General features: G+C 56.9%; 24 protein-coding genes and 3 tRNA genes. 17 read left to right on the top strand and 10 right to left on the bottom strand.

Annotated elements, in window-relative coordinates:
* Positions 1-55: 55 nt before the first annotated feature.
* A complete protein-coding gene (locus ACA373_RS15310) occupies positions 56-1,468 on the bottom strand; it encodes a PepSY-associated TM helix domain-containing protein (protein ID WP_370734766.1) in 1,413 nt (470 codons plus the stop codon).
* Positions 1,469-1,542: 74 nt separating this feature from the next.
* On the bottom strand, positions 1,543-2,019 hold the full coding sequence (locus ACA373_RS15305; protein ID WP_370734765.1) for a DUF2946 domain-containing protein: 477 nt from the start codon (positions 2,017-2,019) through the stop codon (positions 1,543-1,545).
* Between the two features lie 213 nt (positions 2,020-2,232).
* On the opposite strand from ACA373_RS15305, the gene ACA373_RS15300 reads away from it, so the two are divergent.
* Positions 2,233-3,441: an MFS transporter gene (locus ACA373_RS15300; protein ID WP_253455542.1), complete on the top strand. Its 1,209-nt coding sequence runs from the start codon at positions 2,233-2,235 to the stop codon at positions 3,439-3,441.
* Between the two features lie 7 nt (positions 3,442-3,448).
* Here ACA373_RS15300 and ACA373_RS15295 read toward each other — a convergent pair whose 3' ends face one another.
* The 3 genes from ACA373_RS15295 to ACA373_RS15285 all read right to left on the bottom strand — a co-directional run bounded on the left by ACA373_RS15295 (position 3,449) and on the right by ACA373_RS15285 (position 6,328).
* The gene (locus tag ACA373_RS15295; RefSeq protein WP_253455539.1) at positions 3,449-3,916 is read right to left on the bottom strand and encodes a YbaK/EbsC family protein; all 468 of its coding nucleotides are present in this window, start codon (positions 3,914-3,916) and stop codon (positions 3,449-3,451) included.
* Positions 3,917-4,016: 100 nt separating this feature from the next.
* Complete coding sequence (fhuF, locus tag ACA373_RS15290) at positions 4,017-4,811, bottom strand: siderophore-iron reductase FhuF (protein WP_301253067.1); 795 nt, start codon at positions 4,809-4,811, stop codon at positions 4,017-4,019.
* A gap of 431 nt (positions 4,812-5,242) precedes the next feature.
* Complete coding sequence (locus ACA373_RS15285; protein ID WP_253455534.1) at positions 5,243-6,328, bottom strand: GGDEF domain-containing protein; 1,086 nt, start codon at positions 6,326-6,328, stop codon at positions 5,243-5,245.
* Between the two features lie 240 nt (positions 6,329-6,568).
* Here ACA373_RS15285 and ACA373_RS15280 point away from each other — a divergent pair, with 240 nt between their 5' ends.
* Positions 6,569-6,859, top strand: a complete 291-nt coding sequence (locus ACA373_RS15280; RefSeq protein WP_253461132.1) for a DUF1435 domain-containing protein — start codon at positions 6,569-6,571, stop codon at positions 6,857-6,859.
* A 477-nt stretch (positions 6,860-7,336) separates the two neighbouring features.
* Here the strand turns inward: ACA373_RS15280 and ACA373_RS15275 are convergent.
* From ACA373_RS15275 to rsmC, 4 genes are all read right to left on the bottom strand, one after another.
* Positions 7,337-7,423 (bottom strand) — tRNA-Leu (locus ACA373_RS15275).
* A gap of 33 nt (positions 7,424-7,456) precedes the next feature.
* A tRNA-Leu gene (locus ACA373_RS15270) sits at positions 7,457-7,543 on the bottom strand.
* Between the two features lie 33 nt (positions 7,544-7,576).
* Positions 7,577-7,663, bottom strand: a tRNA-Leu gene (locus ACA373_RS15265).
* Positions 7,664-7,989: 326 nt separating this feature from the next.
* On the bottom strand, positions 7,990-9,024 hold the full coding sequence (rsmC, locus tag ACA373_RS15260) for a 16S rRNA (guanine(1207)-N(2))-methyltransferase RsmC (protein WP_370734764.1): 1,035 nt from the start codon (positions 9,022-9,024) through the stop codon (positions 7,990-7,992).
* A gap of 106 nt (positions 9,025-9,130) precedes the next feature.
* Between rsmC and ACA373_RS15255 the strand changes: the two genes are divergently transcribed.
* From ACA373_RS15255 to tssC, 12 genes are all read left to right on the top strand, one after another.
* Positions 9,131-9,550 (top strand): DNA polymerase III subunit psi, encoded by a 420-nt coding sequence (locus tag ACA373_RS15255; protein WP_370734763.1) that lies wholly within the window; start codon positions 9,131-9,133, stop codon positions 9,548-9,550.
* The gene (gene rimI, locus ACA373_RS15250; RefSeq protein ID WP_253455529.1) at positions 9,513-9,953 is read left to right on the top strand and encodes a ribosomal protein S18-alanine N-acetyltransferase; all 441 of its coding nucleotides are present in this window, start codon (positions 9,513-9,515) and stop codon (positions 9,951-9,953) included. The genes ACA373_RS15255 and rimI overlap by 38 nt, the downstream gene beginning before the upstream one ends.
* Positions 9,954-9,962: 9 nt before the next feature.
* Entirely contained in the window at positions 9,963-10,643 is a 681-nt protein-coding gene (yjjG, locus tag ACA373_RS15245) for a pyrimidine 5'-nucleotidase (RefSeq protein ID WP_253455527.1), read from the top strand.
* 882 nt (positions 10,644-11,525) lie between these two features.
* A complete protein-coding gene (locus ACA373_RS15240) occupies positions 11,526-12,023 on the top strand; it encodes an SH3 domain-containing protein (protein WP_253455525.1) in 498 nt (165 codons plus the stop codon).
* A gap of 32 nt (positions 12,024-12,055) precedes the next feature.
* Entirely contained in the window at positions 12,056-12,547 is a 492-nt protein-coding gene (gene tssJ, locus ACA373_RS15235; RefSeq protein ID WP_301253429.1) for a type VI secretion system lipoprotein TssJ, read from the top strand.
* 24 nt (positions 12,548-12,571) lie between these two features.
* Positions 12,572-13,912 carry a type VI secretion system baseplate subunit TssK gene (gene tssK, locus ACA373_RS15230; RefSeq protein ID WP_370734762.1) on the top strand — a complete coding sequence of 447 codons (1,341 nt, stop codon included), beginning with the start codon at positions 12,572-12,574 and terminating at the stop codon, positions 13,910-13,912.
* Positions 13,913-13,929: 17 nt separating this feature from the next.
* Entirely contained in the window at positions 13,930-15,162 is a 1,233-nt protein-coding gene (locus tag ACA373_RS15225; protein WP_253455519.1) for a DotU family type VI secretion system protein, read from the top strand.
* Positions 15,163-15,165: 3 nt separating this feature from the next.
* Entirely contained in the window at positions 15,166-18,762 is a 3,597-nt protein-coding gene (gene tssM / locus ACA373_RS15220) for a type VI secretion system membrane subunit TssM (protein ID WP_370734761.1), read from the top strand.
* A gap of 14 nt (positions 18,763-18,776) precedes the next feature.
* The gene (gene tagF / locus ACA373_RS15215; RefSeq protein ID WP_253455515.1) at positions 18,777-19,463 is read left to right on the top strand and encodes a type VI secretion system-associated protein TagF; all 687 of its coding nucleotides are present in this window, start codon (positions 18,777-18,779) and stop codon (positions 19,461-19,463) included.
* A gap of 9 nt (positions 19,464-19,472) precedes the next feature.
* Positions 19,473-20,480: a type VI secretion system protein TssA gene (tssA, locus tag ACA373_RS15210; RefSeq protein WP_301253426.1), complete on the top strand. Its 1,008-nt coding sequence runs from the start codon at positions 19,473-19,475 to the stop codon at positions 20,478-20,480.
* A gap of 26 nt (positions 20,481-20,506) precedes the next feature.
* A complete protein-coding gene (tssB, locus tag ACA373_RS15205) occupies positions 20,507-21,043 on the top strand; it encodes a type VI secretion system contractile sheath small subunit (RefSeq protein WP_253455511.1) in 537 nt (178 codons plus the stop codon).
* On the top strand, positions 21,043-22,539 hold the full coding sequence (gene tssC / locus ACA373_RS15200; protein ID WP_253455508.1) for a type VI secretion system contractile sheath large subunit: 1,497 nt from the start codon (positions 21,043-21,045) through the stop codon (positions 22,537-22,539). Before tssB ends, tssC begins: the two co-directional genes overlap by 1 nt.
* An 84-nt stretch (positions 22,540-22,623) precedes the next feature.
* On the opposite strand, the gene ACA373_RS15195 is transcribed toward tssC, so the two are convergent.
* Complete coding sequence (locus ACA373_RS15195; protein WP_253455506.1) at positions 22,624-22,836, bottom strand: hypothetical protein; 213 nt, start codon at positions 22,834-22,836, stop codon at positions 22,624-22,626.
* Positions 22,837-23,093: 257 nt separating this feature from the next.
* On the opposite strand from ACA373_RS15195, the gene ACA373_RS15190 reads away from it, so the two are divergent.
* From ACA373_RS15190 to ACA373_RS15180, 3 genes are read left to right on the top strand one after another with little or no spacing between them, the layout of a single operon-like run.
* The gene (locus ACA373_RS15190) at positions 23,094-23,576 is read left to right on the top strand and encodes a type VI secretion system tube protein Hcp (RefSeq protein WP_301253425.1); all 483 of its coding nucleotides are present in this window, start codon (positions 23,094-23,096) and stop codon (positions 23,574-23,576) included.
* Positions 23,577-23,624: 48 nt separating this feature from the next.
* Positions 23,625-24,473 carry a glycoside hydrolase family protein gene (locus ACA373_RS15185; protein WP_301253424.1) on the top strand — a complete coding sequence of 283 codons (849 nt, stop codon included), beginning with the start codon at positions 23,625-23,627 and terminating at the stop codon, positions 24,471-24,473.
* 16 nt (positions 24,474-24,489) lie between these two features.
* On the top strand, positions 24,490-24,861 hold the full coding sequence (locus ACA373_RS15180) for a hypothetical protein (protein WP_301253423.1): 372 nt from the start codon (positions 24,490-24,492) through the stop codon (positions 24,859-24,861).
* Positions 24,862-25,099: the final 238 nt, after the last annotated feature.

Here is a 25,099-nt window from a genome sequence, read left to right as displayed (position 1 = left end):
TTATTGCACAACTGCACTGTGCGCAAGTGCAGGTGTGCCTGACGCAAACGGCGCGCTAGCTTTTTGCCCGCTGCCAGCGTAGCGCGTCAATCAGCAGCAGCAGCAGCAGGCTGACGCCCATCACCGGCAGGCTGACCGCCAGCGTCGCGATGCAGACCAGCAGCAAAAAACGCGCGCTCAGGCCGAGTCGCCGCCAGTGATAGATCAGCGTTTCCGCCGGATGGCAGCCCCGGGCAGCGGCAGGGCGCCGCAGCCACCACAGACGATAGCCGAGCACAATCATTATGCAGAGTCCCAGCCCAAACGCTGCCAGGAGCAGCTGGTTCGGCAGGCCAAACAGTACGCCCATATGTGCATCCACGCCCCAGCGGGTCAGCTTTGCCAGCAGGCCGAATTGCGCAAAGGTCACTTTGTCCATCACGCGAAAGCTGGCCGGATCCACCGCGACGCTGTCCACCTTCGTCGGCCAGCGGCGGTCGATCTCGCTGACGATCCAGGCCTTGTCGGCTTTCGTGGTCGGCCGGATTTCTATTTTCTCTGCCCGGATCCCCGCAGCGCGCGCGGCCTGCACCACGCCGTCAAACTGCGCTGGCGTCATCGCCACGGCGGCCGCTTTCGGCATGGCCATGCCCGGCATGTCGTGATGGGCGGATGAGGTCATATGGTGTCCGGCGTGTTCGTCCATCGGGCTGGGTTTATCGGGCAGCAGCGAGGTATTGACGGCAGGCGTCATCCAGCCGAAATGGGCGCGCAGGGCGGAAATATTATCGCCCGCCCAGCGCGACCAGGTCAGGCCGGTGGCGGAGAAGAACAGCAGACCGAGCAGCAGGATCACGCCCAGCGTGCTGTGCCAGTAGCGCTGACGCAGGATCGGCTGACCGCGTCCTTTGGCGCGCTGCTTTGGTCGACCGGCAGCCCACAGCAGCACGCCGCCAAGCGCTGCGACCCACAGCCAGCTGGCGGCCAGCTCGCTGTAGTTTCTGCCGAGGTCGCCCAGCAGCAGATTACGATGCAGATAGTCCAGCCAGGTGCGCAGCGGCAGCACGCCGCTGGTGCCGTAAACCGGCAGCATGCCGCGGATCTCCAGCGTGGCGGGATCGACAAAAACGGCCGTGCTTTCAGAAGGGCCGGAAGTCGGCGTGGTGAACATTACGCGCGTGGTCTCGCCCGGCGCAGGCGCGGGACGCACGGCGGCGATCGGCAGATCGGCACCGACAAAATCCTGCGCCACGCGCACCTGGTCGGCGAGTGGCCTGGCCGGTTCCGCGTTATCGGTAAACAGCTGGTGGCTATAGAGCGCATTTTCCAGCTGCGGCGTCAGCACATAGATCGTGCCGGTCAGGGCGGCGATAAAAATAAAAGGCGCGATAAACAGCCCGATATAAAAATGCAGGCGACGCAGCAGCGGCAGCAGCGCGCCGTGAGTGGTGGCGGCGCGCAAAGGCTGCGCCAGGCTTTTTTCTGACATAGGAATTCCATCCGCCTGAATCCAGGCATAAGCAGGTGACTGTCGCAAAAGCGACGCTTTTTTAGCGGGACGGCTTAGCGGCGCGGCGGCGCGCGGGGATGGAAAAAGTGGGGAACGAAGCGGGCGACAACGGGCCTGAACAGCGGCAGCGCGGGCAGTCTGGCAGCCTGCAGCGACGACCAGAGCGGCGGCAGCCGGGTAAGATCGAGCGGCAGATGGGCCAGCAGCACGCAGTAACCGCAGGCGCTGTCGTCCATTACAGAAAGGGGAGGTTCGCCTTTGGCGCGACCGTTATCTTCCGCTACTGTGGCGCTCTCGCCAGGCATCGCGGACGCGTCGTCGTGTGCCATCCCGGCGTGGCCGATCATAGCGGCATCGGCCATCATCGCCTCATCCATCGCCATGCCCGGCATCATCATGCTGTGCCACGCAGGCGACGCCACCAGCGATTTAGAAATCACCGGCGCGATAAACAGCAGCATGACGGCAAGCAGGCCAAGCCAGGCGGCAAGGCAACTACGCCGCATTTTAATCAGCGAAAGGTTTGGCATATCCTCAACGGCAACGGCAACGGCGCCAGCGAATAAACGGTGGCCAGTGTAGCAAATTCACTCACCTCTGTTGTGAAAAGGTTGCTTACAACCTGAATTAAAGGCTGACAACTGCTTCGGCCTTTAGCAACTTCTTACATGCTATAAACAAATAGTTAACATTTGCGCCGCCTTCCCTGGCGGATTTTGCCGTCTGCAAGACAGGAACTTCATATGCTTGACTGGACTTCTACCCAGCGCAACGTGGCCTTCGCCAGTTTTGCCAGCTGGATGCTGGATGCGTTTGACTTTTTTATTCTGGTTTTCGTGCTGAGCGATATCGCGGCGAATTTTCACGTTGGGGTGGCGGAAGTGTCGCTGGCGATCATGCTGACGCTGGCGGTGCGGCCGATCGGCGCGCTGCTGTTTGGCCGTCTGGCAGAGACCTATGGCCGCCGCCCGATCCTGATGAGCAATATCCTGCTTTTCTCGCTGTTTGAGCTGCTCTCCGCCTGGTCGCCTACGCTTACCACCTTCCTGATTTTGCGCGTGATTTACGGCATTGCGATGGGCGGCGTCTGGGGCGTAGCCTCGTCGCTGGCGATGGAAACCATTCCCGATCGCTCCCGAGGGCTGATGTCCGGCATTTTTCAGGCGGGCTATCCGGCAGGCTATCTGCTGGCCTCGATTATTTTTGGGCTTTGCTATGCGTCTGTTGGCTGGCGCGGCATGTTCCTGATTGGCGCGATGCCGGTGCTGCTGCTGCCGTTTATCTGGTTTAAGGTGCCGGAATCGCCGGTCTGGCTGGCCGCCAGAGCGCAGAAAGAGAGCGTGGCGCTGCTGCCGGTGGTGCGTAAGCACTGGAAGCTGTGCCTCTATCTGGTCGGGCTGATGGCCTGCTTTAACTTTTTCAGCCACGGCACGCAGGATCTCTATCCAACCTTCCTGAAGGTGCAGCACGGCTTCGACCCGCATACCGTCAGCCTGATCGCCATTGCCTACAATATTGCCGCGATGATGGGCGGCGTCTTTTTCGGCTCGCTGTCGGAGAAAATCGGCCGCAAGAAGGCGATCATTATCGCCGCGCTGCTGGCGCTGCCGGTGTTGCCGCTGTGGGCTTTTTCCAGCGGATCGTTCACCATCGGGCTGGGCGCGTTTCTGATGCAGTTTATGGTACAGGGCGCGTGGGGCGTGGTGCCGACCTGGCTGACTGAACTGGTGCCGGCCAATACGCGAGCGATACTGCCGGGCTTCGTTTACCAGCTGGGGAATCTGATAGCGTCGGTCAATGCCACGCTCCAGTCCGGCATTGCTGAAGCGCACGGCAATAATTACGGCCTGGCGATGGCGATAGTGGCCGGAACGGTGGCGGTATTGATTGCGGTTATCGTCGCCTTTGGCAGGGAAACGCAGGGCAAAGTCATTACCCGCCAGGAAAACTAAAACGGCTTCAGCCCGGCGGCTGGCAGACGTCTACCCAGGTGGCGTCGGTCAGCTCCGCCAGCAGCTGGGGAGAAATACGCACCGCGCTGTAGATGGAGCCTGCCGCGGGCAGCACTTCGTCATACTGCCGCAGCGACACATCGCACAGCACCTGCAGCGGCGTTTCCAGGCCGAAAGGGCAGACGCCGCCGACGGGATGGCCCGTCCAGCTCACTACCTCATCGGTGCTGAGCATCCGCGCCTTCGCGCCCAGCACCGCTTTCAGCTTGCGGTTATCCAGTCTTAAATCACCGCAGGTCACGATCAATATCACCCTGTCTTTTACCTTCAGCGACAGCGTTTTGGCTATCTGCCCCGGCTTGACGTAGTGGGCACGCGCCGCCTGCGCCACCGTGGCGGTACTCTCCGCCAGCTCAATAATGCCGATATCGGGCGCGCGCTCGGCAAAGAACTGCCGTACAGACTCCAGGCTCATGCTCCAGCTCCTTAACGTTCGGGGCGATAAAGCTGCCACAGAGCGGCCCGGCTGTAAACGGGCAGGAAAAAATTGAGACCTTTCGGGGCGGGAAGGGCGGTCAGACGGGCTTGAGCGTGCAGTTGCCGCAGCGCTCTACGTCAGGCAGACGATAGCGCTGGCAGCAGGTGCGGCGCTGCATCTCGCCGTCTCGCGGCAGCATGGTGCGGTAAAAAGGATTGTCGGCGCCATCGGCGAGCGAGCGCGAGAAGAAAAATGCGTGCTCCAGCTCGGCGCGCAGGCTCTCGCCCAGCAATGGCGCCAGCTCGCCCAGGAACCAGTGCACCGCGAAGCCGGTATTGCTCCAGATTAGCTTGCCGTTGATATCGCCGTGCCGTTCAATTCCGTTTACGATCGGGATCAGGCAGCGCTGGATCAGGCGATCCATCCGGCGACGCGGGCTGAGGTAGCGCGCCTCTTCATCTTCCTGCACGTCGATCCAGAAGGCGGCGGGGCGGCCGGTTTCATGAAACTCAACGTGAATATGTTCCGGCGAGCAGTCCAGCGCGCGGTTTTCCAGCAGCAGCGCCATCATCAGCGGCGGCAGGAGCAGACCCAGATACCACTGCGCCCAGAGCGATTGCAGCGGTTTGTTTTCCCTTTCCTGGTCGCCGTGAGCGCGATAAATAAAATCGCCGTAGCGCGCGTTGAGCCGGGCGAACGCCTCCGGCTGCGACCACTGCTCCAGCGTCAAACAGCCGGCAGGCGCCGCTTCGTTCAGCCTGATTGTCTCCAGAAAGTAAGCGCGATGCTCGCTGAACAGCGCACGTAGCGAGCCGGCCAGCGGGCGATGGCTCTGGAGAAAGATAAGCGGAGAAACCGCTGAATCTGGGGCCTGACGACGAAGTGTGCTCATGGGTTATCCGGCATCAATCTAAGTGGGAAAACAAATGATAATCGTTCTTGATTGTATCTGAGGCCTGGCGGACAAACAAGCGCCATTTTTTCCGTCGCCCGGACGCCAAAAAGCACGGTATTTTCTGAATAAAGTAATTTGTATTAATGTCGCAGGCGGGAAAAAATCGTGCGGTAACGATTCCGCAAGTTTTGTCCGGCCATTAATTTGATTTTAGGCTGGCCGGATACAGAAAATAATTACTCAGTATATGAATAATAAAAACTCGTAGCGGAATTTACCTTAAAGACGCATAAAGGAATTCTGAAAAAAAACGTCTCCGGCAGGTTGGCTCTTTTTAATGAATATAAATCAAATAAGACTGGTGCAGGGGAGGGGATATTAAGGCAAATTTATTTCACCGACCCGAATTGTTCAGGCCGGTGAAAGCATTAAAGCGTGTTAGCAGGTTTGTTCAGATCGTGTTGACTAAGCGCTTCCCAGGAAAGAATAGTATTCCGTCCCCGATTTTTCGCCAGATAGAGCGCGCGATCGGCATTGGCGACCGCGCTGTCAAAATCCTCATCGATTATTGGGGCAAAGCCCGCGCTGAGGGTAACGTGTGTGGCGACGCGCTCGTTAAACAGATGCGGGATCTCCAGCTCGTGCACGTACTGACGAATACGCTCCGACAGCTTCATCGCGATGGCGTCGTTAACGTTGGTCAGCAGCACCAGGAACTCCTCGCCGCCGTAGCGCGCCACGATATCGCGGGAACGCACGGCGTCGCGGATGGCGATTGAGACGCGTGCCAGCGCCTGGTCGCCCATCGCGTGCCCATAGTTATCGTTGTAGGCTTTAAAATGATCGATATCCAGCAGCAGAACAAAATGGTTACCTGCATGATTATCAAATATATTTTTCAGCCGGTTCATCAAGCCCCGCCGGTTATACAGGCCGGTTAACGGGTCGAGCATGCTCAGATCGCTCCAGGCTTCTTTCTCTTCGTAGAGCTGGCTGACCAGGCGTCGGGTAAAGCGATCCCGCCGTCTTTGCAGGATATGGTTCAGCGTAAAGCCCACCAGCGGCAGCAGGATAGTGAAGGCGATAATCGCCGTATTCTGGCCGCGATCCAGCACGACCACCGCCACCGAAGGCGGCGCGGTATGCAGACAAAATGCCAGCAGATTATCGTTCAACGCAATGGCCGCGATAAAAAAGGCGCAGAACAGGCTGAGCAGCAAAAAACTGTTATCAAAATAGAAAATTAATTCAAATGTCAGGACAATTTGCCAGGCCCAGAGCAGACCGGTGGTTACCGCCGCGATATTTAATAGCGGAAATTTCCCTCTGGGACGCAAAAATGTCCATAACAATAACAGCCCGCTGAGCAAAGCAATAATCAGCGTGGGCGCGCCGGTTTTTTCTTTTCTGCTGTAAATATAAAATAAAGACGCTGCTGTGTTTAAAAAGAGAAATAGCATCAGCGAAAACCGATATTTGCTGTGAAGCAATTCATTATAGCTTTGTAATTTCATTCTTTTCTACTCATGACTGCCTGAATAGCGCACGGCCTGGCCTGAAAAAAGGACCATGCCGGGAAGAGTCTGCTGTTGTTATTATATGGATTTAATAATAGTAAGGCGCCGACAATTTAACACTTAATAACTCTGGTGTCATCATCGGGCGTAAAGACACGTCAAGAAATCTTGCTGCAAAATGATAGGAGTTCTTATATGCTATTGGGAATCATTATCATTAGTGGCGCGAGCAAAGCGATGCAGACCGCCGTAAAAGCCGCTTGCGGCACAGGGGGAACAGGCTGGATGGCAGGAAACAAACTGGAAAGTGCCTGGGGAGCGCTGCTTCCTTGCGCGATTATGCCGCTGATTACGTTACTGAATCTCTCTTTCAACCAGTGGCGGCTGGTAATGGTGGCCGCGCTACTGGCGACGGTAGTCATGCTTTATCACAAACGGCTGCGCCACTATCTGCTGCTGCCTTCTTGCCTGGCGCTGGCGGGCGGGATGATAGCGATCTCGGTTAATTTCGGCGCGCTGATAAAATAGCGGCCTGCGATAAAGCCAGCAGCGGAATCAGTCATACGCCTGCCGACGCGGCTAGCCAGCACGACGGGGAACCATAGCGGCGGGAGCATAGCAATCCGCTGCGGCAAAGCGTTATGCAGCGGCGAGGCGATCTCGTGAACGATAAAGCGTTATGCAGCGGCGCGGAGATCTCGTGAACGATAAAACGTTATGCAGCGGCGAGGCGATCTCGTGAACGATAAAGCGTTATGCCGCAGTCTGGCGATGCCGTAGACGACAAATCCCATGCAGTGACCTGGCGATCCCCTGGAAGATCAAGCCGTGCAGCAGCATGGCGATGTTATAGACGGCAAATTACCGCATAGTCAGCGCGTACGGAAGCATAACGGCAAAGCAGGTATCGGCATCAGAAGCAAAAACAGATATTGAAAGCAGAGAAGGTAAAAACAGAAAAGGGGTAATGCGAGAGGATAAAAGCGCAGAAAAGAGCGTTCAACGTGGTGCGAAGAGAGGGACTTGAACCCTCACGTCCGTAAGAACACTAACACCTGAAGCTAGCGCGTCTACCAATTCCGCCACCTTCGCATCGTGTTGAACTTTTTACTCATATCACCGCATTGGTGCGAAGAGAGGGACTTGAACCCTCACGTCCGTAAGAACACTAACACCTGAAGCTAGCGCGTCTACCAATTCCGCCACCTTCGCGCAGATGCTGCGTAATATGAATAACGTGGTTTTTGGTGCGAAGAGAGGGACTTGAACCCTCACGTCCGTAAGGACACTAACACCTGAAGCTAGCGCGTCTACCAATTCCGCCACCTTCGCGTACCGTCAACATAACAACGTTATATTGCAACCACGGAGGCGCATTCTAGAGATTTTCCCCGACACGTCAACAGTTATTTAACGCGGCTGCGGCGATCGCTGCAAAAAGCGTCATCGGGTTGCGGCGGGCAGCGCAATCAGTGCGCAAAAAGCGGTATCTGGCTGGTGAGCATTGCAACCAGTGCGCAAAAAGCGGCATCTGGCAGAGAGGAAGACGGCAGGGAGCGAGCAAAAAGCGGCATCTGGCAGAGAGGAAGATGGCAGGCAGCGCGCAAAAAGGAGAAAGGGCCGCGTCCCGCACCGAAAAAGGTGCGGGACGGAGTGGATTAGCGCTTCGCTTTGGCCGCGCGTGACCAGACGGCGCGATAGACTTTAAAGCGGCCCGTCTGCGCCAGCACTTCGTGGCTGCCGAAGGTTTCATCCAGCACCTGCGCATAAGGCAGGAAGGCGTTGGCGACAATACGCAGCTCGCCGCCCATATTCAGATGCTTCGCTGCGCCACGGATCAGCGTCTGTGCCGCGTCCAGGCTGGTCTGCATGCCGTCATGGAACGGTGGGTTGGAAATAATCAGATCGAAACGCCCCTGCACGTCGGAATAGACGTTGCTGGCAAAGACCTCGCCTTCCAGCTCGTTGGCGGCCAGCGTGGCTTTACTCGCTTCTACCGCTGCGGCATTAACGTCGGTCAGCGTCAGGCGAACCTTCGGCGAGAAGCGCGCCAGCATAGCGGAAAGCACGCCCGCGCCGCAGCCGATATCCAGCACTTTGCCTTTCATATGCGGCGTCAGCGTGGACAGCAGCAGGTTGCTGCCCGCATCCAGGCCGTCGCGGCTGAACACGCCCGGCAGCGTTTTGATGGTCAGATCGCCCAGCTCGTAATCGTTCCAGTACGCCTTAGCGTTAAATTCTGGCTGCGCATCCAGCCACCCGTGATAAAGTCCGCAGCGTCGCGCGCTGTCGATCTTGTTCAGGGTGGCCCAGCCTTCCACGATATCCGTGGCGCTGCGCACGCCGCTGCGGTTTTCGCCGACGATAAACAGCTCGCTGCCGACCGGCAGTAAAGAGAGCAGGTTTTCCAGCTGGAACAGCGCTTCCGGCTTGTTTTTTGGCCAGAAGTAGACCAGCGTGTCGCAATCGGCGACCATTTCCGGCGTCGCCACCAGACCATAAAAGGCATTTTCACCCATCATGCGGCTGAGGATCTGCCAGTGATGATATTGCTGGGTATGTACCCGGCTCAGCGCGGTATCCAGTTGGGCGGGCAGGTCATCCTGCAGATCGCCAGCAAACAGCACGCGGCGTTGAGTAAATTCATCACTGTGGCGCAGTATCACTTCACTGGCCGGGGTAAATGCGGACATCGGTGGCTCCTTACAAATCAGAGCGGCGATTATAGTGGTTTGTTGGCGCAGATTCGATGGGTTTGCTAGCATAGCGTCGCAATTGGGCGACCAGACGGGAAAAATGATGTCTTCCAGACGTGACTGGTTATTACAGCAGATGGGTATTACGCAGTATACGCTGCGGCGTCCGCGCGCCCTGCACGGCGAAGTCTCTATTTCGCTGCCGGAACAGACCCGGCTGATCATCGTGGCGGAAACGCCGCCGCCGTTAACCGATCCGCTGATCCGCGACGTGCTGGCCGCGCTGCTGATGCGCGAGCATGAGGTGATGGCGCTGACGCCGGAGCAGCTGGCTATGCTGCCTGACGACACGCGCTGCCCCAGCTGGTGCCTGGGCATGGCCGGGCCGGTCGCGATCGACGGCGCTCAACTCGCTTCGCCCGTACTGGCGGAGCTTTACCATAATGCCGACGCCAAACGCGCGCTCTGGCAGCAGATCACCCACTATGAATCCGATTTCTTTACTGACGCCGCAAGATCTTGACCGCGCTTTCGCCATTGAGCAGCGCAGCCACGCTTTTCCCTGGAGTGAAAAAACCTTTGCCAGCAACCAGGGCGAACGCTATCTGAATTACCGGCTGGATGTCGGGACGGAAATGGCGGCCTTCGCTATTACGCAAATCGTGCTGGATGAGGCCACGCTGTTCAACCTCGCGGTCGATCCGGCTTTCCAGCGTCGCGGCCTTGGCCGGACGCTGCTGCAACATCTGATCGGCGAACTGGAACAGCGCGGCGTGCTGACCCTGTGGCTGGAAGTTCGCGCCTCGAATCGGGCTGCCATCGCGCTTTATCAGCAGCTCGATTTCAATGAGGTATCGGTACGCCGCAACTATTACCCCACCGCCGAGGGGAAAGAAGATGCCATTATCATGGCGCTAACTATTTAAGGGTAACGAATGCTTAAAGAGTGGGACTGGATATTGTTTGACGCTGACGACACGCTGTTTCACTTTGATGCGTACGCCGGATTGCAGCGTCTGTTTCAGCAGTATGACGTGGTGTTCTCACCGGATGATTATCAGCAATACCAGTCGGTTAACAAGCCGCTGTGGGTGGAGTATCAGAACGGCGCTATCACTGCGCTTCAGCTACAGCACCAGCGTTTCCAGGGCTGGGCCGACAGGCTGAACGTCACGCCGCTCGATCTCAACAACGGTTTTCTGAGCGCGATGGCCGAGCTTTGCCTGCCGCTGACCGGCGCGGTGAATTTGCTCAACCGCCTGAAGGGTAAAGTAAAGATGGGCATCATCACCAACGGCTTTACCGCCCTGCAACAAACCCGCCTGGAGCGCACCGGATTTCTGGACTATTTCGACCTGCTGGTGATCTCCGAACAGGTCGGCCACGCCAAGCCGCATCCGGCTATCTTCAATCACGCGCTGGAAAAGATGGGCAATCCTTCGCGCGAGCGGGTGATGATGGTAGGCGACAACCCCGATTCCGACATTCTGGGCGGAATGCGCGCCGGGCTGGCGACCTGCTGGCTGAACGCCGATAACCGCCCTTTGCCCGACGGCATAGCGCCCACCTGGCAGGTCGCCACGCTACAGGAACTCGAAGAGATTCTGATTGCTTAAGTTTGCCCTGTGCGCAGTAAAAACCTCTCAATTTTTCTTTAGTCAGCGTAAGTAACTGGGTGGGACGGAAATAATCGTCTCATCCGATACTTTATCTTTTTTATTTTCTCCCCGAAATTACCTTCCTCCCCTGTATTAAAGTTCAGTGCCAGTGCGGACTGTGTCTATATAATATTTGGTTATTTAAATCCTGTTTTTTAGTAGCTAAATGCAATTGGAAGATGAAGAAAACATCATCAAAGAGGGGCGCTTTCGGGAAAATGTGCGCCAGAACGGTCAAATTTTGTTTATTTTTTTTACATTAGCAAGGCTAAAGCTTTGCCGGGGCGGGGCGTAACGTTGAATAATTGGAAAGACTCTGTAAACTTGCCGAAAAAAGGGGGTATTAATCCCTGGGTTTTATACGGGCAGCCTGCTTCAGCACTGGCCCGTGCGGTAGCTATGGTGGCGCAGAATAATGGACTAATCCATTCATTTATCTGACGTTATTGCCTTTTTTGTCCGCATAATTGCTGCGGATAATCAATAAAGAAAATCTGAAAAAACGGTTATCTGAACGGTTAACTTCCAGCCGGATTGAGCGCGGCAGGCCGCAAAAAATTGCTGAATGTCCAGCTTTAAATGGTGCTATAACACGGCCAGCGCCTGTTTTAATCGTCGGCTTGCTTAATAATTAATCCGCTAACCAGACGTTGCTCTCCCGCTGGCGGGTAAACAGAAACGCTTCGGTTGTGTTAACTATTGTACTAATCGGGCGCGGCGGGGGCTGTTTTTCCACGTGGTGCGGCCAGCCAATAGCAGACTTTTGCTTCAGGCCTGTCCGGGCCGCTTCCCGTCGCGCTTTCGCGCACGCCTTTTTAAACAGAAATCATGAGGACCCGGGTGAAAATTCGAATTGCACTAAGCCTGCTTTTTGTTCTGACTGTGGCGGGATGTAAGGCGCCGCCGCCGCCAATGACCGACGATACGATCGTTTCCAGCACCGTTGACGGCGTGAAGCTGACCTATCGTCATGCGGTGCAGCCGCCGCTCTCCTTCACCCCGGTGAACGAGGAGTATCGGGCGCTTTACGCCGCTTCGGTGATGACGCGTCCTGACTTCGGCGGCAAGCTGGTCAGCCATCTGGAAAACGGCAAGCCCTATACCGTGCTTGGCTCGGTGGAGAACAACTGGTTCGCCATCGCCGAAAGCGGAGAAGAGCAGCTGATTGGTTACGTGCCGCTGCGCGCCGTGGTGAAAAGCGACCTTTACGATAAAACCGTAAAAGCCGATGCCCGCCGCAAACGCGTTCGCGCGCCGACGAAAAAGACCTGCGTTGCGGTGGATGGCGACAGCAAAGCCTGCCAGAACAGCAACAGCGGAACCTGGGTAATCGACTAATCCGGTAGCTAATAATCCAGTAGCTAATAATCATGAACAGAAACGTTTTGCGCCTGAGCTTTCAGGCGCTTTTCCTGATGGCATTCAGCGTGCTGACAGGCTGCACTTCGCACAGCGTACCTTCTCACTACAGCCTGGCGTTCAGGCACCCTTCGCAGATTAATCACGGCGCGCCGCTTAAGGTGCGCGTATTGCTGCTGCGGTCCGACGCCGATTTCCTGTCCGCCGATTTTTATTCGCTGCAAAACAAAACGGGCGCCCTGCTGGGCGGCGCGTTGCTGAACAGCGAACAACTCTTCCTGATGCCCGGAAAAAGCGCCGACACCCTGAGCGGGCCGTTGCCGGCCGAGGCTCGCTATATAGGCGTGCTTGCAGAATACCAGTCGCTCGACGGCAAAAAGTGGCGCCTTGCGCTGCCGTTGCCGTCCGGCGCGGACGCCAGCACGATCTGGCAGCAGACGGACAGCCTGCTGCAGGCCACCCTCATCGCTAACGACAGCGGACTCCTTGCCGTCAGTCACTGACGCCAGCCTGAAAACGGAAGCCTTATGAACAAAGCAGAAAAAGTGGTCTGGACCGAAGGCATGTTCCTGCGCCCGCATCATTTTCAGCAGGCGGAAAGCTATCAGCAAAGCCTGCTGAATCAGTGGGGCCAGGCGCAGCGGCCCTATATGTGGGGCTTTCTCGACTACGAAATTGACGAGGCGCTGCTGCGCCAGGGCAAAGTCGCCCTCAGTTCGGCCAGCGGCCTGCTGCCCGACGGCACCTTCTTCTCGTTTCGTGACGGCAAAAACGGCCCGCCGCCGCTGGCGATACCGGACGGTCAGGGCAGCGAAAAAGTGCTGCTGGCGCTGCCCGCGCGTCGCAACGGCCGCGACGAGGTAATTTTCAGCGAAACCGCCGACTCGCTGGCGCGCTATATCACGTTTGAGCAAGAGGTGGACGACTGCAACGCGCTATCGGTCAGCCCGGCCGCCGTGCAGTTTGGCAAGCTGCGCCTGCGCCTGATGCTGGAAAGCGAGCTGAGCGCCGAATGGACGGCGATGGCCGTGATAAAAGTGTTGGAGAAGCGCAGCAATCAGGTGCGGCTGGAAAGCGGCTATATTCCACCGATGCTGAACTGCGGCGCCAGCCCGCAGCTTAGCGACTACCTCAACGATATGCCGGGCCTGTTGCAGCAGCGCAGCCAGCAGATCGGCCAGCGGCTCCAGCAGCCGGGGCGTTTCAATACTGCGGATATGGTCGACTTTATGCTGCTGGCGCTGGTTAACCACCATCTGGGCCACGTCAGCCACCTGAAAAACCTGCCGCTGCTGCACCCGGAAACGCTGTTCGCCAGCTGGCTGGCGTTTGCCTGCGAGCTGGCGACCTACACGCCGCAGCGTTTCCCGGACGCTTCGCTGCCGGTTTACGACCATGACGATTTGGCTCGCTGCTTTGGCAGGCTGATGCTGATGCTGCGTCAGGGGCTGTCGCAGGTGCTGGAAGAAAATGCCGTGCAGCTGCCGTTGACCGAACGCTCGCACGGCCTGAACGTGGCGACGGTGCCAACCAGCTCGATGGTGCGCGAGTTCGGCTTTGTGCTGGCGGTGCGCGCCAGCGTGCCCGCCGATACGCTGCTGACCCACTTCCCCGCGCAGATGAAAGTCGCGCCGGTGACAAAAATCCGCGATCTGGTGCAGCTACAGCTGCCGGGCATGATCCTGCGCCCGATGTCGGTCGCGCCGCCGCAGATCCCGTGGCACGCCGGCTACAGCTATTTCGAACTGGATAAGGGCAGCGAGCTTTGGCAGGAAATGGAAAAGTCCGGCACCTTCGCGCTTCATCTGGCCGGTGATTTTCCCGGCCTCGCCATGGAATTCTGGGCCATTCGTAGTCATTCCGCCTGACGTCAGGAGCAAGAGACATGCAGCAACGACAGGCCGCCGCACAGGGCGACATTTTTTCGGGCGCGAGCAGCGTTAACCCGCTGGTTGCGGCGGCAAATCCCCTACTGAATGCAATCCCGCAGATCCGCCACTCGGTGACGCACGCCGATCCTGGCGGTCTGCGCCAGCGTCTGATCGATGAAATCCGCCAGTTTGAAATGCACTGCCAGCGCGCCGGGCTGCCTTACGAGGTGATTATTGGCGCGCGCTACTGCCTGTGCACCGCTATCGACGAAGCGGCGGCGCTGACGCCGTGGGGCAGCGCCGCCTGGCCGGGGCAGGGCCTGCTGGTGACCTTTCATAATGAAACCTGGGGCGGCGAGAAGTTTTTCCAGCTGCTGGCCAAGCTGTCGCAGAATCCGCGCGAACAGATTGCGCTGCTGGAGCTGATTAACTACTGCCTGCAGCTGGGATTTGAAGGGCGCTATCGCGTGCTGGATAACGGCCGTTCGCAGCTGGAGACGATCAAAAGCCGCCTGCTGCAAATGATCCGTTCGGTGCGTGGCGGCTATCCGCCGCCGCTGTCGCCACATCCGGAAGATCATCCGGTCACGCGCAGGCTGTGGCGTCCGGTTGTGCCGCTGTGGGCCTGCGCCGCGCTGGTGGGCCTGCTGGCCTGTCTGCTCTACATTCTGCTGAACTGGCGGCTGAGCGATGCGACCAGTCCGGTGCTGGCCTCGGTCTATCAGACCTCGCTGCCGGAAGTAACCATTCACAATCCCGCGCCGCCCGCGCCCGCTGCGCTGAACCTGAAAGCCTTCCTGAAGCCGGAAATCGACGAGGGGCTGGTGTCGGTGAAAGACGAAGCGGATCAAAGCGTGGTGACGCTGAAAGGCGATGGCCTGTTTACCTCCGGCTCCACAACCGTGCGCGGCCGCTATGAAGAGGTGCTGGATCGCATTGCTCAGGCGATGAACAACGTCAGCGGCCGCATTCTGGTGATTGGCTACAGCGACAACGTGCCGATCCGCAGCGCCCGCTTCGCCTCTAATTACGAGCTGTCGCTGGCAAGAGCGAAATCGGTGCAGGAACGGCTACAGCAGACGCTGAGCCAGCCCGCGCGCGTGAAGGCGGAAGGGCGCGGTGAAACCAATCCGCTGGTACCGAACACCACCGCCGCCAACCGGGCGCGCAATCGCCGTGTGGATATCACGCTGCTGGTTTCCCCTGACAACACCCGCGCGGAACTGACGTCGCAGCAAGGAAATTAACGGATGATGAATATTCTGTTTGCCATTATGACCAACCGGCTGATGTGGGGCTTTCTCGGCATTACCGCGCTGTCATTCATTATCTGGGTGATCGGGCCGGTTTTCTCTATCGTCGACTCGCGGCCGCTGGAGCCGGAAGTCAATCGCCAGATCAGTATCGCGCTGCTTTATATCGCCTGGGGCCTGAGCAACGTGGTGCCGCGTCTTTACAACGCCTGGCTGAACCGCAAGCTGATGGGCAGTTTGAATCCGGCCACGGAGGAGGACGATCCGAACGTCAAGCGTTTGACCAGCGAAGATCGCGTGCTGGCGGAGCGCTTTACCGAAGCCGCCGAGCTGTTGAAAAAAGCGCATTTCAGCCGCGCGGGCAACCGTCGCTGGACGCAGCGCTTCAGCCGTCAGTATCTTTACCAGCTGCCGTGGTATGTGATTATCGGCGCGCCCGGCGCGGGGAAAACCACCGCGCTGGCGAATTCCGGCCTGCAATTTCCGCTGGCCGACCGCTTCGGCAAAGCCGCGCTGCGCGGTATCGGCGGCACGCGCAACTGCGACTGGTGGTTTACCAACGAGGCGGTGCTGCTGGATACGGCGGGCCGCTACACCACGCAGGAGAGCGAGCGGCAGCAGGACGCCAGCGAGTGGAGCAAATTTATCGATCTGCTGCGCAAGTATCGCGGGCGCCAGCCGGTCAACGGCGTGATCGTCACCGTCAGCGTCTCTGATCTGATGACCCAGTCTGCGGAAGCCTCGCGTCAGCAGGCGCTGTCGCTGCGCCAGCGCTTGATGGAGCTGCACGAACAGCTGGGCATTCGCTTTCCGGTTTACGTGCTGGTAACCAAAACCGATCTGCTGAAAGGCTTTAACGCCTATTTCAGCAAGTTCGATAAGGCGCAGCGCGATCAGGTCTGGGGCTTCACCTTTCCGTGGGAGCGTGCGAAACAGGCCGATTTCGATCTGCCCGGCGCTTTCACGCAGGAATACGCGCTGCTGCAACAGCGGCTGGACGCGGGCCTGCCGGATACGCTGATCCAGGAAAGCGATGCCCAAACCCGTGCGGAAAGCTATCTGTTCCCGCAGGAGTTCGCGGCGCTGCGTCCGCTGCTTAACGACTATCTGGAGACGGTATTCAGCCGTTCCAACTTCGAAACGCAGTTTTCGCCGCGCGGCATCTACTTCGCCAGCGGCACCCAGGAAGGCCTGCCGTTTGATCGGGTAATGGGCGAGCTGAGCCGCACGCTTCAGCTGCCAGAGTCCGACAGCGGCAACAGCGGCGCCTGGGATAAGGTGGATAAGGCCGCGCCTATTCCCGGCAACAAAGGTCAGAGCTTCTTCTTAAAGGATCTGCTGCAGAACGTGATCTTTCAGGAAGCGGGCCTGGCGGGTAGCAACCGCTGGTGGGAGCTGCGTAACCGCGCGGTGCTCTGGTCCGGCTACGTGCTGCTGCTGGGTGCGCTGATCGTCGCCACGCTGCTGTGGAGCACAAGCTACCGCAACAACAAGGCCTGGCTGACGGAAGTGCAGGCGAAGGTGCCGGAAATCAACGCGCTGGGCCAGAATTTGCAGACGGCCGATCTCTGGTCGCTGCTGCCTTACCTGAACGGCGTGCTGCATCTGCCGGACAGCGCCGATTTTGACCTTAACGATCCGCCGATTACGCGCCGCATGGGGCTGTACCGTGGCGAAGAGGTCAGCGACGCCACCCAGGCGCTTTACCAGAAAGCGCTGAAGCAGCTGGTGATGCCGCAGGTGGCGCAGCTTATTACCAGCTGGCTGCGCGCGGATAACGGCAGCGACGCGGACTACAGCTATGAAGCGCTGAAAGCTTACCAGATGCTCTATCAGCCGAAGCACTACGACGGCAAGTTCCTGCATGCCTGGGTAATGCTGAATATCGCGCGCAGCCAGCCGCAGAACATCACCCAGGCGCAGATCAAACAGCTCGACTGGCATCTGGCGCAGCTGCTGGAGACGCAGATCCAGGCGTCGCCTTACGCAAAGGATGACGCCCTGGTAAAGCGCGAGCAGGCGCTCATCAATCAGATGCCGCTGTCGCAGCGCGTCTACGGTCGACTGAAGCGCCTGCTGGAGCGGGACGACAGCCTGAAACCGGTTTCCCTGGCGCTGATGGGCGGCCCGCAGAGCGAGCTGGTCTTTTCCCGCAAAAGCGGCAAGGCGATTAGCGAAGGCATTCCGGGCCTGTTTACGCCAGAGGGCTACTGGAACAGCTTCGATAAAAATATCGCTGCCGTCACCAAATCGCTGCACGACGACGATCGCTGGGTGCTGAGCGAGACGGTGCAGAGCGAAACGCAGCAGCAGATCGATTACGCCGTGCGCCAGCGCTATATGAGCGACTATATGCGCCAGTGGGACGGGCTGTTGCAGGATATCCAGCTGAACAACAGCGCGGATCTGTCGCAGCGCATTAACGCGGCGCGTCTGCTTTCCGGCAATAACTCGCCGCTGCGCAAGCTGGTGATTAATCTCAGTCACTACCTGGTGCTGGATAAGGCCGCGCCGGAAGCGGGCAAGGAAGAGGCGAGCAAGGAGGGCGCCAGCAGCACGCTGGATGCGCTGTTCCACGCGCGTCAGGCGGCCACGGCAGCCAGCCAGCAGCAGCAGACGCCGGAGCAGTCAGTAACCGCTCACTTTGCTCCTGTTACCGAGCTGGCGCAGCCGCTGGAGAAGGGCGGTAAAACCATCGCCTTTGACGATTTCCTGCATCAGATTGACGATCTCTATCGCTACCTCACCGCCGTGCAGGACGCGGCCAACAGCGGAACGCCGCCGCCGACCGGCGAAGCCATCAGCCGTTTGCAGGCCAGCGCAGGGCGGTTACCCGGCTCGTTGCAGACCATGTTTACCAGCATGGCGGTGGGCGCCAGCAGCGATACGCAGCGCCGCGATTTAGACAATATCCGCAAGCGCATCAACGTTGAGGTCGGCAGCTTCTGTCGCCAGGCGATTGCCGGACGCTATCCGCTGTCGCATTCGGCACGGGCGGAAGTGACGCCGGACGATCTGGCGCGCATGTTCGCGCCGGGCAGCGGGCTGATGGACAGCTTTTTCCGCGACAACCTGGCAAACAAGGTTGATACCACCCAGGCCAGCTGGCGCTTTATGCCCGGCATTGACGGCAAAACGCTGCCGGGCGGCGAAAGCGTGTTGCGGCCTTTTCAGCAGGCGCAGAGCATTCGCGACGCCTTTTTCGCCAACGGCGCGACCACGCCTTCTTACCGCGTGACGGTGCGCACCGGCCAGATGGATAACGATATTCTGACCATGACGCTGGATGTGGACGGGCAGCTGCTGCAATACAGCCACGGCCCGCAGGCGGTACAGCTGATGAGCTGGCCTGGCCCCGGCACCACCAGCCAGGTGCGCATGCAGCTTGGCCTCGCCAACGGCACCACGGCAACGCTGGTCACCAACGGCGCCTGGGCGCTGAACCGGTTCTTCGACCGCGCGCAGCTCTCCGCAGGCGGCAGCAGCCTTAGCCGTCAGGCCTCTTTTAACGTCAGCGGCCACCACGTGACGCTGGAATTTACGCCGAACAGCATTCGTAACCCGTTCCAGCTGCCCGGTTTCGCCTGCCCATGAGCCGGGAGAACAACATGAGTCAGACGCCCGCACTCTGCTGGTATGGAAAGCTGCCGAGCGGCGGCGATTTTTTAAAGCGTCGTTTCCCGGACGCGCTGCTGGCGCAGTGGTCGCACTGGTTTCAGGTCGGGCTGCTGCATCGCCAGGAAAACACCGAGGGCGAACGGCAGTTTGCCGACGCGCCGGTCTGGAACTTTGTGGTGCCGCCGATGCTGGGCAGCCAGCAGATCCAGATGGGCTGCCTGGTGCCCTCGCGCGACAGCGTTGGCCGGCTTTATCCGCTTTGCGCGCTGATAACCTTTTCGCCGCAGAGCTGGACGCAGGCGCAGCTGGCGCTGGCGGGTGACTGGTATCAGCAGCTGGGCCGCATCCTGCTGAACGCCGTACGTGAAGGTTGGTCGTCGGCACAGCTCGACGGCACGCTGCTGGCGCTGAACCTGCCGCAGCCGCAGCAGTCGGCCATTCTTGACGCTATCGGCTATCAGGAACAGCGGGCGACGCTGAGCTGGCGACGCGCTTCCGACTGTTTCGATCCGCAGCACTACACCAGCTTCTGGTGGACGAATCAGGCCGACGGCAAGCCGCTTTATACCCACGTGCACAGCGGCAACTTCACCGGCCAGCTGTTTTCGATGCTGTTCGATCCGGCCGCTGGCGCAAAGCCTGGCCGCCACGGTCTTTATCCGCCGATGTTCGAGTAAGGAACTGCCATGAATCTTGACGAGCTACTAGCCCCCATCAGCAGCGATCGGCCGTGCGGGGAAAACCTGGAATATGACGCCGACTATATGGCGATGGAGCAGGCCAGCGCGGGCAAAGCCGAGCAGCAGTTTGGCGACACCATCATTCCCGCTGAACCGGCGGACTGGAACAAGGTGGCGAAGCTGGCGGGCAGCCTGCTGACGCGCAGCAAAGATCTGCGCGTGATGCTGGCGCTGACCCAGGCCTGGACCCAGCTGCGAGGCTTAAGCGGCTACGCCGACGGCTTACAGCTGATCAAGCAGTCGCTGCTGCTCTACTGGGAGCCACTGTGGCCGGTACTGACCGAAGACGGCGACTACGATCCCTTTTACCGCATCAACGCGCTGGCGGCTTTAGGTGATAAGTCAGCGCTTACTACGGCTTTGCGCCAGTCGCTGCTGCTGCGTAACGCCGCCGATCAGCTTTCTCTGCGCGACGCCTGTGCGCTGCTGGACGGCAGCAAAAGCGAGTGCGACGAGTTTCCCGGCGGTCGCGCAAGGCTGCTGGACGAGCTGGCCCGGAGCGAACAACCGGGCATTGTCGCTATTCGCAGCATAAGTGAGCGGTTACAAACCATTCGTGAAACGCTGATGGAGCACCTGGGCGAAAGCGGCGTGCCGGAAATGGCGCAGCTGTTGAAAACGGTCAATACCGTCGCGCAGGCCTGTGAAATGACCGACGTCAGCGCTCTGCTCCCGCAGGCCGCCAGCGAAGAGGCGGAAAGCGCCCCGACGCAGCAGCCGGCCAGGACGACGCAGACCGACTGGCGCAGCGTGCAGCCCGCATCGCGCGCCGATGCGCAGCTGATGCTGGAAAAGGTGAAACAGTATTTTGTGCAGCACGAACCCAGCCATCCGGCGCCGCTGATGATCGACCGCGTACAGCGCATGATCGAGATGGACTTTATGAGCATTATCCGCGACCTGGCGCCGGACGGCGTGCATCAGCTGGAAAACATTTTCGGGCGTCACGACTGAGGCGTCCTGACTAATCGCGCATACCAATGGAGAACATTATGGCTAGTAAATCCAGCGGGCAGAAATTTATCGCCCGTAACCGCGCGCCGCGCGTACAGATCGAGTATGACGTGGAGATCTACGGCGCAGAACGCAAAATCGAACTGCCTTTTGTGATGGGCGTGATGGCCGATCTGGTCGGCAAGCCGGTCGATAACCTGCCGTCGGTCGACGAACGCAAATTTATGGATATCGACGTCGATAACTTTGACGAGCGCATGAAGGCGCTGAAGCCGCGCGTGGCTTTCCAGGCGCAAAACACGCTGACCGGCGAAGGCAATCTGAACATCGATCTGACCTTCAACAGCATGGAAGATTTTTCGCCGGACGCGGTGGCACGCAACGTCGAGCCGCTGAACAAGCTGCTGGATGCGCGTACCCAGCTTTCCAACCTGCTGACCTATATGGACGGCAAAAACGGCGCGGAAGAGCTGATTGCCAAAATCCTTAAGGATCCGACGCTGCTGCAATCTCTCAGCCACCTGCCAAAGCAGGATGACGCGGCTAAAGAAGGAGAGCAGTAATGACCAATCCTTCCCAGCTTGAGCAGCAGGGCCAGCAGGCCTGGAGCCAGGATGAATTCAGCTCGCTGCTGAACAAAGAGTTCCGCCCGAAAACCGACTCTGCGCGCACGGCGGTGGAAAGCGCGGTGAAAACCCTGGCGCAGCAGGCGCTGGAAAACACCGTTACCGCTTCTGACGACGCTTACCGTACCATTCAGGCGCTGATTGCCGAGATTGACGAGAAGCTGTCTAAGCAGGTCAACCAGATTATTCATCACGAAGATTTCCAGCAGCTGGAAGGCGCCTGGCGCGGCCTGAGCCATCTGGTGAATAACACCGAAACCGACGAGATGCTGAAAATCCGCTTTATGAGCATCTCGAAGAAAGAGCTGGGCCGCACGCTGAAGCGCTACAAAGGCGTTGGCTGGGATCAAAGCCCGATCTTCAAGAAAATCTACGAAGAAGAGTATGGTCAGTTCGGCGGCGAGCCGTTCGGCTGCCTGGTAGGCGACTACTACTTCGATCACAGCCCGCAGGACGTGGAGCTGCTGGGCGAGATGGCGCGTATCGGCGCGGCTTCGCACTGTCCGTTTATCACCGGCACCGCGCCGGAAGTGATGCAGATGGAGTCCTGGCAGGAGCTGGCGAACCCGCGCGACCTGACCAAAATCTTCCAGAACAGCGAGTATGCTGCCTGGCGCAGCCTGCGTGAATCGGAAGATGCGCGCTACCTGGGCCTGGTGATGCCGCGCTTCCTGTCGCGTCTGCCTTACGGCATCCGCAGCAACCCGGTCGACAGCTTCGACTTTGAGGAAGAAACCGAGGGCGCGAACCACGGCAACTACACCTGGGCGAACGCCGCTTACGCAATGGCGGCCAACATCAACCGCTCTTTCAAAGAGTTTGGCTGGTGTACGGCGATCCGTGGCGTGGAATCCGGCGGCGCGGTGGAAAATCTGCCTTGCCACACTTTCCCGAGCGACGACGGCGGCGTGGACATGAAGTGCCCGACCGAAATCGCCATCAGCGACCGTCGCGAGGCCGAGCTGGCGAAAAATGGCTTTATGCCGCTGGTACACCGCAAAAACTCCGATTTCGCCGCCTTTATCGGCGCGCAGTCGTTGCAGAAGCCGACCGAGTATCACGATCCGGACGCCACCGCCAACGCACGTCTGGCCGCGCGCCTGCCGTACCTGTTCGCCTGCTGCCGCTTTGCGCATTATCTGAAGTGCATCGTGCGCGACAAGATCGGTTCCTTCCGCGAGCGTGAAGAGATGGAGCGCTGGCTGAACGACTGGGTGATGAACTACGTGGATGGCGATCCGGCCAACTCCTCGCAGGAAACCAAATCCCGCAAGCCGCTGGCTTCCGCCGAGGTGCTGGTGGAAGAGCTGGAAGATAATCCGGGCTATTACGCCGCAAAATTCTTCCTGCGTCCGCACTACCAGCTGGAAGGCCTGACCGTGTCGCTGCGTCTGGTCTCTAAGCTGCCTTCGCTGAAAAGCGATGATGCTTAAAGGCTGAAGGGAGAGCTTACCGCTGGATGCTGGCAGAAGGTAAGGCGGCTCCCTTTATAAGCTGATTAATTAAAGCTAAAGCGGTCAACGTGCTTTTTTGGCCGCTTTCCTTATCAAAAAACAGAAGCCCAGGCAGAGCGCGGTGAACAGCAGTTCCCCCGAAAGAAAGCCTGAGGCGTTTATATCAAAATTTTCATAGCGGGCTACCAGCCAGATGCCGCTGGCAAGCGTGAACAGAGCATAGATGGACAGCGCTAAAAAAATAACGCTGAGTAATGACAAAAAAGTTTTTTTCATTATTTAACGCTGACCTTTTAAGTGAAGCGCCATGTGATAAGTCTCTAATTTATATCTGCCAATGCTATCTGTAAATTTAATTTATTCCGCTGTGATTTCCTCTTCCCGGAAAAAATAAATTTACGTCCTGGCGACGGGTTAAAAGATTTCTGTACGGTCGGCTGCAAGATCGTCGGAAAAAAGACAAAAAGCATGCCTTTTTGTCTGTCGCTGCTTTGTCAAAAGCAAAATTGTCCATCAAAAAAGAGTAGAAAATAATGGCTATTGATATGTTTATGAAGGTAGACGGTGTAACCGGCGAGTCGAAAGACTCTAACCATAAAGGCTGGACCGATATCACTTCTTTCTCCTGGGGCGCCTCTCAGCCGGGCAATATGTCTGTTGGCGGCGGCGGCGGTGCCGGTAAAGTTAACTTTAACGACCTGCACGTTAGCGCGTTGATTGACAAATCTACTACGGCATTGCTGAAAAACTGCGCAAGCGGCAAGCACATCGCCAAAGTTGAGCTGTCCGTATGCAAAGCTGGCGGCACTCAGGTTGAATACACCCGCATTACGCTGGAAGACGTGCTGGTGACGAACGTGCAGTACGTTGGTGCTGATAACGGCGACACCGTAGGCATGAGCTACTCCTTCCAGGCTTCCAAAGTGAAGCAGCAGTACTGGGAGCAGAGTTCTTCCGGCGGTAAAGGCGCAGAAAGCAGCGCTGGCTGGAATATCAAAGAAAATAAAGAAGCTTAATTATCATTGCCCATTCCCAATTATTTAGGGGTGGGCATTTGCCTTTTAATGAATAATATATTGGCTGAGTTTTTGAGTGTAGAGCTATTAATTATGGAAATATATTCATCAGTAGGAATGCATGGCATCAATAAATATGATGATGTAAAAAAGATTCAGAGCCTTTTAGTAAATAAAGGATATCACCTTAGAATTGATGGCCACTGTGGTAAAAATACTGTTAAAGCAATACGTAAATATCAAAGCCATTTTATTTCTCATCCAGATGCATTAATTGAAGTAGGTGGTGTGACTTTCAGGCATCTTATTGCAGGCTCGTTGGGAAGTAGACCTGATCCTCAGTTGCCTCCTATACAAAATAAAGCTTTTATCGGTGACGGTCCAGGGGTGAAGTATCATCCATCAGGCATGAAACTTAGCGCTAAAGGCTTAGCTTTATTAAAGGACTATGAGCAATTCCGGGCGATGCCTTATGATGATCAGACTGGGAAACCGATAACCGAATTTTGTAAAGGCGCGACGGTTGGATATGGAGTTCTTTTAAGCAATAGAACATTTTTACAATATAAAAATGGAATAACACTTGCAGAGGCAACTTCTTTGCTTGCCGTAAAACTAATTGATTTTGAAGCGACAGTTAAACGTGTAATTACTGTTAATCTGAGTCAAAATGAATATGATGCACTTGTAATTTTTTGTTACAATATTGGGAAGGAGCTAAAAGGGTTCCCGAGTACAACAGTTGCTAAGATAGTTAATGGTGAAGCTAATGGCGATCTTGACGCTGCATGGATGTTATGGAATAAAAGCCAGGGCAAGGTAAATAAAGGTGTAATAAATCGCCGTAAAACTGAATTACGTGTTTATCATAATTCAGTTTACGTAAGGGTCTATTAATTTATACAGGATAAAAATGAAAAAGGTTATGGTTTTTGTTTTATTTTCCTCAGCTGTTGCAGGATGGTCTTCCTTTTCTAATGCAGAAGATACAATGACATTTCATGGAGATAAATATACGGCAAAAATAACATCGCATTGCGCTGAAGGAAATCTTTCTTGTGATAATGTAACTTTTGATTCAAAAAGTAATAAAACGGGGAAGGGGATTATTTTAAAAGGTAATACAGTGAATGTTAACTGCCCTGAAGTATGCGATTTTGCAGGTTATGAATTTAATAATGGTGCCTATAAATACTACTTTGTATCAGGGAACAATAATATTTGGGATCTTGATATATTAAAGAACGGTAAGGTAATCTCATCAGATAAAGGTAGGATGGAATAGATTATATCGATATCTATTTCTTTTTAAATTACGCGAGATTTTTCTGTATTTTTTATTATATTAATCTGGTTTTTTATTTACTTGTCAAAGTTAAGCGAGCTGGTCTTTCTGGAGGCCAGTGAGAAAATAGCATTCAGTTATGTAGGGTAGGTTGTCGCGAATTATTTTACGAACTATCATCATAAATAAAATATTAATAATTATAGGAAGATTCAGATCCCTTATCTTATTCATCCTA

The organism is Erwinia sp. STN24, assembly GCF_041320675.1.
In the GTDB taxonomy this organism is placed as follows: domain Bacteria; phylum Pseudomonadota; class Gammaproteobacteria; order Enterobacterales; family Enterobacteriaceae; genus Erwinia; species Erwinia aeris.
Note: the sequence above shows the minus strand (reverse complement) of the source record. Positions and strands in the feature narration are given on the sequence as shown.

Bases quoted from the DNA above. Each gene is read 5' to 3' on its own strand.
- ACA373_RS15190 (WP_301253425.1), top strand. From the start codon at position 23,094: ATGGCTATTGATATGTTTATGAAGGTAGACGGTGTAACCGGCGAGTCG.
- tssB (WP_253455511.1), top strand. From the start codon at position 20,507: ATGGAGAACATTATGGCTAGTAAATCCAGCGGGCAGAAATTTATCGCC.
- rimI (WP_253455529.1), top strand. From the start codon at position 9,513: ATGAATCCGATTTCTTTACTGACGCCGCAAGATCTTGACCGCGCTTTC.
- tagF (WP_253455515.1), top strand. From the start codon at position 18,777: ATGAGTCAGACGCCCGCACTCTGCTGGTATGGAAAGCTGCCGAGCGGC.
- ACA373_RS15295 (WP_253455539.1), bottom strand. From the start codon at position 3,916: ATGAGCCTGGAGTCTGTACGGCAGTTCTTTGCCGAGCGCGCGCCCGAT.
- ACA373_RS15225 (WP_253455519.1), top strand. From the start codon at position 13,930: ATGCAGCAACGACAGGCCGCCGCACAGGGCGACATTTTTTCGGGCGCG.
- ACA373_RS15305 (WP_370734765.1), bottom strand. From the start codon at position 2,019: ATGCCAAACCTTTCGCTGATTAAAATGCGGCGTAGTTGCCTTGCCGCC.
- ACA373_RS15185 (WP_301253424.1), top strand. From the start codon at position 23,625: ATGAATAATATATTGGCTGAGTTTTTGAGTGTAGAGCTATTAATTATG.
- rsmC (WP_370734764.1), bottom strand. From the start codon at position 9,024: ATGTCCGCATTTACCCCGGCCAGTGAAGTGATACTGCGCCACAGTGAT.
- tssC (WP_253455508.1), top strand. From the start codon at position 21,043: ATGACCAATCCTTCCCAGCTTGAGCAGCAGGGCCAGCAGGCCTGGAGC.
- ACA373_RS15285 (WP_253455534.1), bottom strand. From the start codon at position 6,328: ATGAAATTACAAAGCTATAATGAATTGCTTCACAGCAAATATCGGTTT.
- tssK (WP_370734762.1), top strand. From the start codon at position 12,572: ATGAACAAAGCAGAAAAAGTGGTCTGGACCGAAGGCATGTTCCTGCGC.
- tssJ (WP_301253429.1), top strand. From the start codon at position 12,056: ATGAACAGAAACGTTTTGCGCCTGAGCTTTCAGGCGCTTTTCCTGATG.
- ACA373_RS15280 (WP_253461132.1), top strand. From the start codon at position 6,569: ATGCAGACCGCCGTAAAAGCCGCTTGCGGCACAGGGGGAACAGGCTGG.
- tssM (WP_370734761.1), top strand. From the start codon at position 15,166: ATGATGAATATTCTGTTTGCCATTATGACCAACCGGCTGATGTGGGGC.
- fhuF (WP_301253067.1), bottom strand. From the start codon at position 4,811: ATGAGCACACTTCGTCGTCAGGCCCCAGATTCAGCGGTTTCTCCGCTT.
- ACA373_RS15300 (WP_253455542.1), top strand. From the start codon at position 2,233: ATGCTTGACTGGACTTCTACCCAGCGCAACGTGGCCTTCGCCAGTTTT.
- ACA373_RS15195 (WP_253455506.1), bottom strand. From the start codon at position 22,836: ATGAAAAAAACTTTTTTGTCATTACTCAGCGTTATTTTTTTAGCGCTG.
- ACA373_RS15255 (WP_370734763.1), top strand. From the start codon at position 9,131: ATGTCTTCCAGACGTGACTGGTTATTACAGCAGATGGGTATTACGCAG.
- yjjG (WP_253455527.1), top strand. From the start codon at position 9,963: ATGCTTAAAGAGTGGGACTGGATATTGTTTGACGCTGACGACACGCTG.
- ACA373_RS15310 (WP_370734766.1), bottom strand. From the start codon at position 1,468: ATGTCAGAAAAAAGCCTGGCGCAGCCTTTGCGCGCCGCCACCACTCAC.
- tssA (WP_301253426.1), top strand. From the start codon at position 19,473: ATGAATCTTGACGAGCTACTAGCCCCCATCAGCAGCGATCGGCCGTGC.
- ACA373_RS15180 (WP_301253423.1), top strand. From the start codon at position 24,490: ATGAAAAAGGTTATGGTTTTTGTTTTATTTTCCTCAGCTGTTGCAGGA.